This window comes from Mycobacterium sp. (assembly GCF_019243155.1).
Classification (GTDB): Bacteria; Actinomycetota; Actinomycetes; order Mycobacteriales; family Mycobacteriaceae; genus Mycobacterium.
Map to the genome: position 1 here is coordinate 18,993 of NZ_JAFAUS010000446.1, position 13,729 is coordinate 32,721.

General features: G+C 65.1%; 13 protein-coding genes and 1 pseudogene. 9 read left to right on the top strand and 5 right to left on the bottom strand.

Annotated elements, in window-relative coordinates; translation table 11 throughout:
- Window positions 1-19 precede the first annotated feature (19 nt).
- The gene (locus JOZ00_RS22940; protein ID WP_293348521.1) at window positions 20-763 is read right to left on the bottom strand and encodes a hypothetical protein; all 744 of its coding nucleotides are present in this window, start codon (window positions 761-763) and stop codon (window positions 20-22) included.
- A 177-nt stretch (window positions 764-940) separates the two neighbouring features.
- Between JOZ00_RS22940 and JOZ00_RS22945 the strand changes: the two genes are divergently transcribed.
- From JOZ00_RS22945 to katG, 3 genes are all read left to right on the top strand, one after another.
- The gene (locus JOZ00_RS22945) at window positions 941-2,227 is read left to right on the top strand and encodes an Ig-like domain-containing protein (RefSeq protein WP_293348524.1); all 1,287 of its coding nucleotides are present in this window, start codon (window positions 941-943) and stop codon (window positions 2,225-2,227) included.
- Window positions 2,228-2,315: 88 nt separating this feature from the next.
- Entirely contained in the window at window positions 2,316-2,756 is a 441-nt protein-coding gene (locus JOZ00_RS22950) for a Fur family transcriptional regulator (protein WP_293348527.1), read from the top strand.
- Between the two features lie 48 nt (window positions 2,757-2,804).
- Window positions 2,805-5,045 carry a catalase/peroxidase HPI gene (gene katG, locus JOZ00_RS22955; RefSeq protein ID WP_293348530.1) on the top strand — a complete coding sequence of 747 codons (2,241 nt, stop codon included), beginning with the start codon at window positions 2,805-2,807 and terminating at the stop codon, window positions 5,043-5,045.
- 63 nt (window positions 5,046-5,108) lie between these two features.
- Here katG and JOZ00_RS22960 read toward each other — a convergent pair whose 3' ends face one another.
- On the bottom strand, window positions 5,109-5,915 hold the full coding sequence (locus tag JOZ00_RS22960) for a DUF1906 domain-containing protein (protein ID WP_293348533.1): 807 nt from the start codon (window positions 5,913-5,915) through the stop codon (window positions 5,109-5,111).
- Window positions 5,916-6,239: 324 nt separating this feature from the next.
- Between JOZ00_RS22960 and JOZ00_RS22965 the strand changes: the two genes are divergently transcribed.
- Genes JOZ00_RS22965 through JOZ00_RS22975 form a run of 3 tightly spaced genes read left to right on the top strand, consistent with a single transcriptional unit; the run spans window position 6,240 to window position 9,302 of the window.
- Window positions 6,240-7,490 carry a glycosyltransferase family 4 protein gene (locus JOZ00_RS22965; RefSeq protein WP_293348536.1) on the top strand — a complete coding sequence of 417 codons (1,251 nt, stop codon included), beginning with the start codon at window positions 6,240-6,242 and terminating at the stop codon, window positions 7,488-7,490.
- Entirely contained in the window at window positions 7,484-8,242 is a 759-nt protein-coding gene (locus tag JOZ00_RS22970) for a class I SAM-dependent methyltransferase (protein WP_293348539.1), read from the top strand. The genes JOZ00_RS22965 and JOZ00_RS22970 overlap by 7 nt, the downstream gene beginning before the upstream one ends.
- Window positions 8,229-9,302, top strand: a complete 1,074-nt coding sequence (locus JOZ00_RS22975) for a prenyltransferase (protein WP_293348542.1) — start codon at window positions 8,229-8,231, stop codon at window positions 9,300-9,302. Before JOZ00_RS22970 ends, JOZ00_RS22975 begins: the two co-directional genes overlap by 14 nt.
- Window positions 9,303-9,316: 14 nt before the next feature.
- Here the strand turns inward: JOZ00_RS22975 and JOZ00_RS22980 are convergent, their stop codons facing one another.
- A complete protein-coding gene (locus tag JOZ00_RS22980; protein ID WP_293348562.1) occupies window positions 9,317-9,913 on the bottom strand; it encodes a class I SAM-dependent methyltransferase in 597 nt (198 codons plus the stop codon).
- A gap of 171 nt (window positions 9,914-10,084) precedes the next feature.
- Between JOZ00_RS22980 and JOZ00_RS22985 the strand changes: the two genes are divergently transcribed.
- The 3 genes and pseudogenes from JOZ00_RS22985 (at window position 10,085) to JOZ00_RS22995 (ending at window position 12,434) form a co-directional block, all read left to right on the top strand.
- The gene (locus JOZ00_RS22985) at window positions 10,085-10,756 is read left to right on the top strand and encodes a cutinase family protein (RefSeq protein WP_293348545.1); all 672 of its coding nucleotides are present in this window, start codon (window positions 10,085-10,087) and stop codon (window positions 10,754-10,756) included.
- Window positions 10,757-11,118: 362 nt separating this feature from the next.
- A complete protein-coding gene (locus JOZ00_RS22990) occupies window positions 11,119-11,667 on the top strand; it encodes a TetR/AcrR family transcriptional regulator (RefSeq protein WP_293348566.1) in 549 nt (182 codons plus the stop codon).
- A 126-nt stretch (window positions 11,668-11,793) separates the two neighbouring features.
- A pseudogene (locus tag JOZ00_RS22995) lies at window positions 11,794-12,434 on the top strand (carboxymuconolactone decarboxylase family protein).
- 177 nt (window positions 12,435-12,611) lie between these two features.
- On the opposite strand, the gene JOZ00_RS23000 reads toward JOZ00_RS22995, so the two are convergent.
- Window positions 12,612-12,998 (bottom strand): hypothetical protein, encoded by a 387-nt coding sequence (locus JOZ00_RS23000; RefSeq protein WP_293348548.1) that lies wholly within the window; start codon window positions 12,996-12,998, stop codon window positions 12,612-12,614.
- A 260-nt stretch (window positions 12,999-13,258) separates the two neighbouring features.
- A complete protein-coding gene (locus JOZ00_RS23005; protein WP_293348550.1) occupies window positions 13,259-13,465 on the bottom strand; it encodes a hypothetical protein in 207 nt (68 codons plus the stop codon).
- Window positions 13,466-13,729: the final 264 nt, after the last annotated feature.

The following is a 13,729-nucleotide window of genomic DNA, read 5'->3' on the forward strand; positions in this document are numbered from 1 at the left end:
GTGCTGGCCGCGCTCGCTGCTATCGCGCTTTGGCTTGCTGCAGCGATTGCGCGGCGGCCTGAGCCGCCGCTCGCGCCTCGTCGTACTTTTCCCCGGCCTTGGTGAATTGGCGCTCTGCCGTCTTCAGCGTCGCGAGCGCCTCGTCACGTCGCAGGTGGGCCGCGTCGAGCTCGGCTTGTCGCCTGGACAATTCGTCGTCGGCCTTCGCTTTTGCGCGTTCGGCGGCGGCGATGGCGGCAGCCTTTTCTCGCTGCTGCCGCCGCACCTTTTCCGTCCCCTCGGCCCGGGTAACCGGCGCGGCATCATCAGGGGTGCCAAAGCCCGACCATTGCTCGGGCCGGGTCAGCCGCCCGAGCCGCGCTCGCACCTCGGGGTCGGCGATGGCGGCTTGCAGGGTGCTGATCAGGTCGTCACGCACCGCCGACGACGGCGTGCGCATGTCGGCGGCGTCGAAGGCGGTTCGGGTGAGCTCGCCGATGAGGTGATGTTGCTCGGTGGACAGATCGCGGATTCGCGCGCCGTCCATCGCGGCATGCGCGACACGCAGTTTCTCCCCCAGGTCTGCCAGGCGACGTTTCGTGTCCTTGTGTCGAAGTGCCAGCCGGTTTGCGATCCACGCAGCCGCCGTCGGTTTGCGGGCCGCGGAGATACGCTTGGCCGCGGCGTCGTCGCCACGGCGCCTCGCCGCGGCCACTAATTTGGTTCGTTCCGCGGTAAAATCCTTTGGGTCCACCAAATAAAGACTGTCGAGTTCGTCGGCCATGACGCCATGATCTCTCCGCAGGCTCGGATAGGGTGTCCCCACTCGCGCCGGCCGTGGCGTCGATCGGTTTAGAAGAAGCACTCTCCGGGATACCTGATGTTCACCACCAGCACCGTCGCTGGTCATCCCCGAGGGCTTCGAGCCAGAATTAACAGAACCTAAGGATTCGGCAGCTTAATGACGTCCAACAGCAGTGATCAGCTCGTCCGCCGGATCCTCGGGATCGGTTGGCCCCGACGGTTTCTGCTTGCCGTTTTCGTCGTCGTCGGCGTCGTGGGTGCCGCGCAACTCGTGCCGTCGTCGGATTGCCCTGGCGGTGCCTGCGCTCAGCACGCCGCCGCCACGAAAGTCCTTGGGCCGGCGCGCATCACGGTCGAACCCGGCACCGACGCACAGGACGTCGACCCGCTCGCCAAGGTAATGGTCAAAGCCGATGAAGGGACGCTGACCGACGTCCGGATGGTCAACGAGGCCGGCAAATCCATCGAGGGCGTCATGACGCCGGACAACACGGCCTGGAAGCCCATCGTCCCCCTGGGGTATGGGCGCACCTACACGCTGACGATCGCCAGCCGTGGGCCCAACGGCGTTGCGTCAAGCCAAGTCTCGTCGTTTGCCACCCTGCGCCCGTCCAACCAGACCAAGGTCTCGTTCACCACCACGTCAGAGGCCACCCTGCAAGATGGCGGGACCTACGGTGTCGGGACGGTCATCGTGGCCCACTTCGACGAGAAGATCAGCGACCGGGCCACCGCCGAGCGACGCCTGGAGGTCACCACCAATCCGAAGGTGCAGGGTTCGTGGTTCTGGGTCGATGATCAGAACGCCCACTGGCGCCCCGAGCGCTACTACGCGCCGGGCACGACGATCACCGCCGACGCCAACATCTACGGAGTTGGGCTGGGAGAAGGCCTATTCGGGCAGGAAGACAGCCACGTGGCCTTCCGGATCGGCGACGCGCACGTATCCATCGCCGACGACGCCACCCACCAGGTGAGCGTCTACGACAACGGAAACCTGGTGCGCACGATGCCCACGTCCATGGGAATGGGCGGCACCGAGAAAGTCGGCGACAAGGCCATCTCGCTGTGGACCCCGTCGGGCATCTACACCGTGCTGGACAAGGGCAACCCCGTCATCATGGACTCCTCGACCTTCGGGCTGCCCAAGAACTCCCGGCTCGGGTATCGCGAGACCATCAACTACGCCACCAAGATCAGCACGGACGGCATATACCTGCACGAGCTTGATGCGACCGTCTGGGCTCAGGGCCATCGGGACACGTCGCACGGGTGCTTGAACCTCAACGCCGACAACGCGAAATGGTTCTACGGCTTCTCGATATCCGGCGACGTGGTGGAGGTCCGAAACAGCGGCGGGCCGCCGTTGACTCTGGCCCAGAACGGCGACTGGTCGCTCAGCTGGGATCAATGGCGTAAGGGCAGCGCAATCGGCCCCACGTGAGTGACTCAGCTCATTTGTCACGCGGCGTTGTGCCTCACTTCACAATAAAGTCTTGACTCGTTCCAGATAAGTGCGTCATATTGGTGCGGTGTCATCGACGGCCGATTACGCGGATAGGTTGCGGATGGCCGAGCTGCGGGTGACCCGCCCAAGGGTTGCCGTACTTCAGGCAGTGGACGCCCATCCCCACGCCGACACCGAGACGATCTTCTCGGCGGTGCGGATTGGCCTGCCCGACGTTTCACGGCAGGCCGTGTACGACGTCCTCAACGCGCTGACCACGGCCAGTCTGGTTCGGCGGATCCAGCCGTTGGGGTCGGTAGCCCGCTACGAGGCCCGGGTCGGCGACAACCATCACCACCTCGTGTGCCGGTCCTGCGGCGTCATCGCCGACATCGACTGCGCGGTTGGCGATGCGCCGTGTCTGATGCCGTCGGATGACAACAACGTGCTGGATGGCTTCGTCCTCGACGAGGCCGAGGTCATCTATTGGGGCCTGTGCCCCGAATGTTCGATGACAGGTTCCTGATCACAGCCGTGATCACAGCCCGATTCACCCACCCCGGAAAGGAATGCTGTGTCATCAGATACATCCCATAGCCGCCCGCCTCAGCCAGAGGCGAAGTCGGCTAGTGCCAGCGAAAGCGAAAACCCGGTCATCCCGACGCCGCAGCCCAAGGGCGACGCTCCCCTGACCAATAAGGACTGGTGGCCCAACCAGATCGACGTGTCGAGGTTGCACCCGCACGCGCCGCAGGCCAACCCGCTCGGTGAGGACTTCGACTACGCGGAGGCCTTCTCCGGCCTCGATGTCGACGCCCTCAAGGCCGACCTGGTCTCGGTGATGACGACGTCGCAGGATTGGTGGCCCGCCGACTACGGCCACTACGGCGGCTTCTTCATCCGCATGAGCTGGCACGCCGCAGGCACCTATCGCATCCATGACGGCCGTGGCGGTGGCGGTCAGGGCCTGCAGCGGTTCGCCCCACTCAACAGCTGGCCGGACAACGCCAGCCTGGATAAGGCGCGCCGGCTGCTATGGCCGGTCAAGAAGAAGTACGGCAACAAGATCTCCTGGGCGGACCTGATCCTGCTCGCCGGCAATGTGGCACTGGAGTCGATGGGATTTCAGACCTTCGGCTTCGCATTCGGCCGCGAGGACGTCTGGGAGCCCGAGGAGATCCTGTTCGGCGAGGAAGACGAATGGCTGGGCACCAACAAGCGCTACTCCGGCAAGCGTGACCTCGCGGAACCGTACGGCGCCACCACCATGGGTCTGATCTACGTGAACCCCGAGGGCCCGGAGGGCAAGCCGGACCCGGTCGCCGCGGCAGTCGACATCCGCGAGACGTTCGGCCGGATGGCGATGAACGACGAGGAGACCGCTGCGCTCATCGTCGGGGGTCACAGCTTCGGCAAGACCCACGGCGCCGGCGATGCCGACCTGGTCGGTCCCGAGCCGGAGGCCGCCCCGATCGAACAGCAGGGGCTGGGCTGGAAGAGCTCCTACGCCAGCGGCAAGGGCAAGGACGCCATCACCAGCGGCCTGGAGGTCGTCTGGACCTCTACACCCACCAAGTGGGGCAACGGTTACCTGGAGAACCTGTACGGCTACGAGTGGGAGCTGACCAAGAGCCCGGCGGGCGCCTGGCAGTTCACGACCAAGGACGGCGCCGGCGCGGGCACCATCCCCGATCCGTTCGGCGGCCCGGGGCGCGCCCCGACCATGCTGGTCACCGACATTTCGTTGCGTGAGGACCCGATCTACCGCGAGATCACCAAGCGCTGGCTGGAGCACCCCGAGGAGCTGTCTGAGGCCTTCGCCAAGGCGTGGTACAAGCTGCTGCACCGCGACATGGGCCCGATTTCGCGCTTCCTCGGACCGTGGATTCCCGAGCCTCAGCTGTGGCAGGACCCGGTTCCGGAGGTCGACCACAACCTGGTCGACGAGAAGGACGTCGCGGGCCTGAAGAAGAAAGTGCTCGAGTCCGGCCTGTCCGTCCCGCAGTTGGTCAAGACGGCATGGTCGGCGGCGGCCAGCTACCGCAACACCGACAAGCGCGGTGGGGCGAATGGTGGGCGCCTGCGCCTGGAGCCCCAGAAGAGCTGGGAGGTCAACGAGCCGTCCGAGCTGGACAAGGTGCTGCCCGTGCTGGAAAAGATCCAGCAGGACTTCAACAGCTCGGCGTCCGGTGGCAAGAAGATCTCGCTGGCCGACGTGATCGTGCTGGCCGGGTCCGCGGCGGTGGAGAAGGCGGCGAAGGACGCCGGCTACGAGATCTCGGTGCACTTCGCGCCGGGGCGTACCGACGCTTCGCAGGAGAACACCGACGTGGAGTCGTTCGCCGTGCTCGAACCGCGGGCCGACGGCTTCCGCAACTACATCCGTCCCGGCGAGAAGGCCCAGGTGGAGCAGTTGTTCCTGGAGCGGGCATACGCCCTGGGTGTGAGCGCTCCGGAGTTGACGGCGCTCACCGGCGGCCTGCGCGCCCTGGGTGCCAACCACGGCGGCACCAAGCACGGTGTGTTCACCGACAAGCCGGGCGCGTTGACGACGGACTTCTTCGTCAACCTGCTCGACATGAACACCGAGTGGAAGGTGTCGGAGACCGCGGAGAACGTCTACGTGGGCCACGATCGGTCTTCGGGCGCTCAGAAGTGGACGGCGACCGCCAATGACCTTGTGTTCGGCTCGAACTCGGTGTTGCGCGCCGTCGCGGAGGTCTACGCCCAGGATGACAACAAGGGGAAGTTCGTCGAGGACTTCGTCGCGGCGTGGGTCAAGGTCATGAACAACGACCGGTTCGACCTGAAGTAACAGCGGCCCTCTTTAGATGCGGCACCCCGCGAGCCACGGCTCGCGGGGTGCTGTTTTTCCCGCTCAGCGGTCCAGATCCCACTGGCCGTAATCGGCGGCGAGGACATCATCGACGTCGACGTTGATGCCGCCCAGCAGTGGACCGGGGTTGCCCGGGCTGTTGACGACCGTTTGATACAGCACCGCCGTCGATTCCCGCTCACCGTGCGACCACGACCTGGTCTGCCACGCCCACCGGTACCCCGCGCTTGTCGAGTGCCCGATGACGCCGTCCCTGACGGCCCACCCACACGCCCGGAAATGCCCGTAGATCCCCGTGCGGTCCACGCCCAGGGCGGAGTTGAGACCCCGAAACCATTGCACGGCAAGGCTATTCCAGGTGTTCTCGTCGATGTCGTCATCGACGCTGAAGAAGATGGGAGCGGAGTTCGTGCCACCAGCCGCGTTGTGCAACTGCAGGGCCGTGTGCGCGTCCGCCACGCCGCCGTCGAACCCGCGGGTGAAGTCGGACGGGTCGGGCCAGCCGGGCTTGCCGTACTGGAAGTTGCTCACGATGTGCAGGCCCGCGGCGCGCAGGGAGTCGGCGTAGTCCCGGGTGATCGGCTTGGCTTCGAAGTTCGCGCCCGGCCGGGACTGCGACACGTAATTCACCACGCCGTCATAGCCTGCCGACTTGATCTCGCCGGGCGCGATTCTGCGCTCAGCAAAGTCGATGAGCCGCATGCCCGCAGCCGACGCTTTCGGGGATTCGATCGGGGCGCCGAGCGTGCCCAGGCTCAGCAGAATCGGCGAGGCGGCATATTTCAGGACGTCGCGTCGTGAAAGCGATTGCCGACCGCCGCTTGCACCCGGCGCAGCCGAATCCTGCACCGCGCGATGGTAACAAAACGCCAGAACGTGGCACCGGCAACCACCATCTGGTGCCCCGTCTGCCCGCGCTGGATCAGTGGACGTCACGGACCAACCGGTCGGCAAGATCGCGGCCACACGCAAGTGGCATGATCTTTGCGTGCCGGACATCCGGGGGACCGTCTACACCCGAGACGGTGGAATCCACGCTCGTTGCGCTCGATTAGGTCGTCGAACTATAGTCTGGACACATGTCCAGTTTGCTGTCACGGAGTTCGGGAGTCCGTTGATCGCGATGGATTCGGCGCCATTCCGCGGTCATTTTCCAGCAAAGAAGAGTTGAGTATGCGAATTGCCCTGCTGTCCTACCGTAGTAAGACCCATTGCGGCGGACAGGGCGTCTACGTGCGCCATCTCAGCCACGGTCTGGTGGAGCTCGGTCATGACGTCGAGGTGTTCTCCGGGCAGCCCTACCCCGACCTGCTGGATCCGCGGGTGCGCCTGACCGAGGTGCCGAGCCTGGATCTGTACCGGGAACCCGACCCGTTCCGGGTGCCGCGCCCGAGCGAGATCCGCAATTCGATCGACCTGCTGGAGCTGCTCACGACCTGGAGCGCCGGCTTCCCCGAACCGCGGACGTTCACGATGCGGGCCGCGCGATTGCTGGCCGAGCGGGCCGCGGATTTCGACGTCGTGCACGACAACCAAAGTCTGGGAACCGGACTGCTGACGATCGCCGAGGCCGGGCTGCCGGTGGTGGCCACCGTGCATCACCCGATCACCCGCGACCGGATTCTCGACATCGCCGCCGCCCGATGGTGGCGAAAACCGTTGGTGCACCGCTGGTATGGCTTCCTCGCCATGCAGCAACAGGTGGCACGTCAGATTCCCGATCTGTTGACGGTCTCGTCGTCGTCGGCCGCGGACATCATCAGCGACTTCGGTGTCTCGGCCGAGCAACTCAACGTCGTCCCGCTCGGCGTCAACACCGAGCTGTTCAAACCGGGACCGCAGCCCCGGCAGCCCGGTCGGGTCATCGCGATCGCCAGCGCCGACACACCGCTGAAGGGCGTCCGCACCCTGCTTCAGGCCGTCGCCAGGCTGCGCACCGTCCGGGATCTCGAGCTGCGGCTCGTCGCCAAGGTGGAACCCAACGGACCCACCCACAAACTCATTGCCGAACTTGGAATCTCGGACATCGTCCATGTCACCAGTGGGCTCTCCGATGCCGAGCTGGGCGCGTTGCTGGCCTCCGCCGAGGTCGCCTGCATCCCCTCGCTTTACGAGGGATTTTCGCTGCCCGCGGTCGAGGCGATGGCCAGCGGAACCCCGATCGTCGCCAGCCGGGTGGGGGCGCTGCCCGAGGTCCTCGGGACCGACGGCGCGTGCGCCGAGCTCGTCCCGCCCGCTGACGTCGATGCGCTGACTCGCGCGCTCGGTGAGCTGTTGGACTCGCCGGAAAAGCGCCGCAGCCTGGGCAAGGCGGGGCGAGAGCGCGCAGTCAACGTGTTCAGCTGGGAAGCCGTGGCCGCGCAAACCGTGCACGTTTACGAACGCGCGATCGCGCGGAGCGCGCAGGGCGCAACCCAGTGCTGACGGTCGATTTCGATCGGCTTCGGATTGGGCCGTCCAGCAAGGTCATTGACGTCGGATGCGGAGCCGGCCGGCACGCATTCGAGGCGTATCGGCGCGGGGCCGACGTGGTCGCCTTCGACCGCGATGAGTCGGAACTGCGTTCCGTGGACACCATCCTGCGCGCCATGGGCGAGACGGGTGAGGCGCCCGCGGAAGCGTCCGCGAAGGTCGTCGTCGGTGACGCGCTGAAGTTGCCGTACGCCGACGAGACATTCGACTGCGTCATAGCCTCGGAGATCCTCGAACACATACCCAGCGACGACGCCGCCATCGTCGAGTTGATCAGGGTGCTCAAAGTCGGTGGAACGCTGGCGGTCAGCGTGCCGCGCTGGCTGCCGGAGCGGGTTTGTTGGCTGCTGTCCGACGAATACCACAGTAACGAGGGCGGCCACGTCCGCATCTACCGCGCGAGCGAACTGCGCGGCAAGATCGTCGGCGGTGGAACGGAATTGACACACACCCACCATGCTCATGCGCTGCACTCCCCGTTCTGGTGGCTGAAATGCGCTGTGGGCGTGTCGAATACCGATCACCGCGCGGTGACCGCGTACCACAAGCTCCTGGTGTGGGACCTGATGCAGCGACCCAAGGTGACGCAGCTGGCCGAGGCCCTGCTCAACCCGGTGGTGGGCAAGAGCGTGGCGATGTACTTCGTCAAGCGCCAGCCCGCGAAAAGCCAATCGACGGTGGGATATTCCATTGCATCGGTCTGATCCGCCCGCGGTTCCGGGTGTGCTGTCCCCGGGGCAATGCCGGCAGACCGCGCTCTCCATCGCCGCCGCGCAGGAATCCTCAGGAGCCATCCCCTGGTTCGAAGGGGGCCATACCGATCCCTGGGACCACGTGGAGTGCGCGATGGCGCTCACCACCGCCGGGCTCCTGGAGCCCGCACGCGCCGCGTTCGACTGGAGTCGCCGCACCCAGCGGCCCGACGGTTCCTGGCCCATCCAGTTCCGCGCCGGAACCGTCGAGGACGCCAACAGCGACAGCAACTTCTGCGCTTACATCGCCACCGGCGTGTGGCACCACGTATTGGTCACCGGCGACGAATTGTTCGCCGTCGAGATGTGGCCGGTGGTGCGCGATGCGATCGACTTCGTCATCGACCTGCAGATCGGATACGGCGAGATCTGTTGGGCCCGAAGCACAGCAGGCCCGCTGCCGGAAGCGTTGCTGACCGGTTGCGCGAGCATCTACCACAGCATCCGGTGCGCCCTGGCGCTCGCCGCGCTGGTGAATGATCCTCAGCCGGAATGGGAACTCGCGGCGGGCCGATTGGGCCACGCGATCACCGCGCATCCGGACGGGTTCACCGAGAAAGACCGCTATTCGATGGACTGGTACTACCCCATCCTCGGCAGTGCTCTGCGGGGCCCGGCGGCGGAAACCCGAATCAAGCAGCGCTGGGACGACTTTGTGGTCGACGGCCTGGGCATTCGTTGCGTGGACGATCGGCCGTGGGTGACCGGTGCCGAAACGTGCGAGCTGGTGATGGCGCTGGATGCGCTCGGCCAGCGGTCGGCCGCGCACCGGCAGTTCGCCGCGATGCAGCACCTGCGCGAAGAGGACGGCTCCTACTGGACGGGCCTGGTCTTCGCGGACGGGAAACGCTGGCCCGAGGAGCGCACCACCTGGACGGGTGCGGCGATGATCCTGGCGGCGGATGCGCTGTCGAACACCACTGCGGCCGCGGGGATTTTCCGCGGCGACGAGCTGCCGACGGGCCTGCAGACCGACTTCGATTGCGAGTGTGTCGTCATCCCCGGTCGGTGACCGCGGTGTTCGAGCTAGATCCGCTCCCCCGGCTGACCGCCGGTCCGTTCCAGCACCCGTAGCGATCCGATGGCCGACACTTCGCGGAACTGACCGGATTCGATTGCGCGGCAATAGATGTAGTACGGAGGCCGCCCGCCGTCGTTGGGATCGGGAAACACATCGTGGATGACGAGCGCCCCGCCGACGGCCACCCACTTGGCCCACCCGTCGAAGTCCTCGTTCGCGGCGGCCTCGCTGTGGCCGCCGTCGATGAACAGAAACCGCAACGGTGATCGCCAGCCCCGCGCCACGATCGGCGACTTGCCGACGACCGCGACGACATGGTCGTCGAGCCCGGCGGCATCAAGCGCGCGGCGAAACGTCGGCAGCGTGTCGAACAGCCCCGTGACCTCGTCGACCAACGACGCGTCGTGGTACTCCCAGCCCGCCTGATGCTCCTCGGAGCCGTGGTGGTGGTCGATCGTGTAGAGCACGCCGGCGGTCTGCTGCGCCGCGGCGCCCAGCAACAGGGTGGACTTGCCGCAGTAGGTGCCGATCTCGACGCCGACGCCGCCGTCGAGATAGCGCAGCGCGGCGTCGTACAACGCCCGCCCCTCGTCGGCCGGCATGAAACCCTGGACCTCTTCGGCCAGCGCAAACAATCGCTGCGTGGAATTGACGTCGGTGTGACTCACAGGTGCGAACCTATCGGTTCGACCGACGGCGCCGTCAGCGTGGTCGATGGTGACTGTTTTCCTCTCCAGCAAGCGGCCGCGGCGCGATGGAATTACTATCTTGGCGTGCGTGTCCGCAACCTAGTTGATATCGGTATCGCGGCGGTCGTTGCCGCGGCCGCGCTTACGGTGCCCGCAGTGGTTCCGTCGTTCGGGATGCCGCGCGCCGCGGCCGCGAACTGCCCACCGGTGCAGGTCGTCTTCGCCCGCGGCCGGTATGAATCGGCGGGACCGGGCGTGCTCGGTAACGCCTTCATCAGTGACCTCCGGTCCAAGGCCTCGAAGAACATCGGCGTCTACGCCGTGCAGTACCCCGCCGATACAGAGGTCGACATCGGCGCCAACGACATGAGCCACCACATCCAGGACATGGCCAACAACTGCCCGGACACCCGGCTGGTGCTGGGCGGCTACTCGCTGGGTGCCGCGGTCACCGATGTGGTGCTCGCGGCGCCCATCGGTGCGTTCGGCTTCGACAGCCCGCTGCCGCCGGGCATGGATCAGCACATCGCGGCCGTCGCGTTGTTCGGCAACGGAAGCCAGTGGGTGGGCCCGATCACGAACTTCAACCCCACCTACAACGACCGGACGATCGAGTTGTGTCACGGTGCCGATCCCATCTGCAACCCGGCCGACCCGAACACCTGGAAAGAGAACTGGCCGCAACACCTCGCCAGCGCCTACATCGATGCGGGCATGGCCAATCAGGCCGCCGACTTCGTCGCCGGCAAGATCTGACTGTTCCGTCAAGACCATGAGGTGAATTTCGGATTCGATAGCGCATCCGCTAGCGGATTCGCGGATCGAGTCATGGTCGGGAGCGCTTTGGACGATTCTCAGCGCAGGTTGGTGGGGTTGAGGTCCTCGGCATCTGCTGGCCCGCGTCCTCGTAGGCTTTTTGATCGCGGCCATCCTGGGGCTCGTAGTCACGCTTCTTGGCCAGACGCTTCAGGCTTGCTTGCTGGCGTACGTTGACAGCGCGACAGTGAGATACGAGGAGGCCGACCATTCCAGCCGCACGTCAGCAGAGCGACAACGCGCGTCGCCGACACGAGCGGCGAAAGGCGGACCGCCGCGCGTCCAACGAACGGTGGCAGACCATCCTCAAAGGTGCTGCGGAGGTGTTCCGTCGTGAGGGGTTCGGACGGGCGCGACTGGAGGACGTCGCTGTTGAGGTGGGCATCAATCGAGCCTCCCTCTATTACTACGTCGGTACCAAAGAGGAACTGCTCGTCGCGCTCATCGAGCAGCCGGCCTACGACATGACCGGTCATTGCCGCGAGGCCTTCGAGTCCGACGTGCCGGCCGACGAGAAGTTGCGCCGTGCCCTACAGGCATTCATCGAAGATCTCGTTGCTCGCCCGGAACTCTTGCTGTTGTTTGCCGAAAGTCAGCACATTGCAACCATTCCTGGGGCGCAGGGCATCGTCACCAACGCCGATACCTACGGCAAGACGCTGCTCGCCATCATTGAAGAGGGTATCTCTACCGGTATTTTCCGCTCGGATCTGGACCCGCGGCTGGTGATGCTGGGTGTGCTTGGGATGCACAATTGGATTCACCGCTGGTACGTCCCCGGCGGACGCAACTCGCTGACCGAGATCGGTGATGCCTTCGCCGCCATGGTGCTGTCCGGCCTCCGGCCGTGAATCGGCAAAGTGCAGGCAATCGGATGTGATCTGAGGTCTGAGAACAGCGTTGACCCCGCCGCGAGGCCTGGTATTGAATGCAATCCTCAACCCCGCCAGTCCATGTCGTCAGCCAGGAGGATACTAATGCCACGTCTCAAGCAGATCCCCCGGGACGAGGTCAGCGATCAATTCACACTGAACATGTACGACTTTATGTTCGGCGACCGTGATCCGGTGGCAGAACCGGGCGCCGTCGGCGGTACGCCCGGCAACTGGTGACGGTGATGGCGCACTCCCCTGCCGCCCTGCGCCATGCCGTGCGAGGCTTTCGCCTGTACCGCGAAGAGGTGAGCATCCGGGCCGATTACCGCGAGTTGGGACAGATCCGTGCGGGCTGGGTGGTCGGCAGCCAGTTCGTCTTCTCCCAACATTGCAAGGCATGCCGTTCGGCCGGGCTGTCGGAGCAGAAGATCAAAGCAATCCCGTCGTGGCAGACCGCCGACTGCTTCGATCACACCGAGCGGCTATTGCTCGCCTACGCGGATTGCCTTGCGGGGCAACAGGGGCGGGTTCCCGAGCGGCTGTTCGATCAACTGCGGGGGGTCTTCAGCGACCAAGAGATCCTTGAATTCACCTACACCACCACGATGTACGTGATGCACGCGATCATGTCGCGGGCGCTGCGGTTGGAATTCGACGACACCGACGACCCGATCGTCGAGGTGGACGACCCCGAAGGAGGCGGTGTGCTCGACATCGGCGCCGCGACGTCTGGGCGAGACTGACGCAAGCGTGATGCACGGGCGGTCACAGCCGGCATACCGGCTCAATGCGTCCTCGCCTGTCGCGAGTGGCGATCGCTTCGAGCACACCGCGAACGTGAGCCGGGTGGACACAAACTCGTGGTGCGGCTGGGCCGGGGTGGCAGGGGCCATGCCTCTGCACGGCTCGGCACAAACGAATTATGCCGACATGTTCGCCGGTCGCCGCCGCGCTTTCGCGCCGACATAGCCGAGTATGAGCCCTGTCCCGATTTCGCCGACCGCCGTGAGCCAAGAAAACCAGGTGACATTGATCCGCGGTCCCGAAGTGAAGCTGTCTTGCAAGGCCGGCAGGAAACAGGGCAGCACGTGCGCGTAAGTGAACAGGGCCGCACTCCCGAGGCCCACGGCCGACGCGATCTCGGGCGCGCGCGGGCGATGGCGCACTACGAGCACGACCGCAAGCACCACAAACAAGCCTTGGATATAGCCGCCGATCATGACCGCCGGGGGCGACGCGTGCATCCCGCGCCGAAGGTGATCGACCCCGTGGAGGGTGAAGGCGGCGGCAAACGCGATTGTCGCCACGACGAGTCGGCGATGCGCTCTGATCGGATCCCAATTGTTCGACATCTGCGTCTCCCAACGTACGACTACTACACACGGTAGTAGTGGTCGGGATTGATGTAAATGGGCAGCAGAAAATTCGCCGAAGTTTGGCGAGTGGCTCGAGGCCAAGTGTGAGTGGTGTCGCGATAAATACCGCGTGCTCAGTTACCGGGTTGTTTTCGAACCCCGCGACTTGGCGTTGGGCAGAAACTGGCGGATTACCGCAATTCCAGAGGAAGTCAGGCCGGGGTGTCGGTGCTGGAGTACAGCTTGAAATGCCGGACGAGCGGCACGACGGCGCTACCACCGGCAGCGGCCCGCTGGCGAGCGCGCAAAGACGGATGACGGCGCATCGCTTCTTTACGTTCGCGTTCGTGACGCTGGGCGGCTATCCATGCCGGATGAGACTGAAGGAAAATAACCGTCGCTCCTTGGGTATTCGCCACGATCGTCAGCTCCTCTCGGCACCACCTGCAAATTGCTACAACAGCGGTTATCGGATTGTGATTCCAGAATGCCCGCCAAATCCTGAGACCAAACCACCCACGAAGATGAGAATTGGCCGTGAATTCGACGTAATCCGTGAGCCGCTCCTGTGCGGCCGTCCGCGCTGGCCCGGCTGCGATTCAGAACCGTAGCGAAGGGCACTGACAATTGGCGGTTTGAGCTTCGTAGGGCGACGGCTGCTATCGTCCCTTGCTTATGCCGGA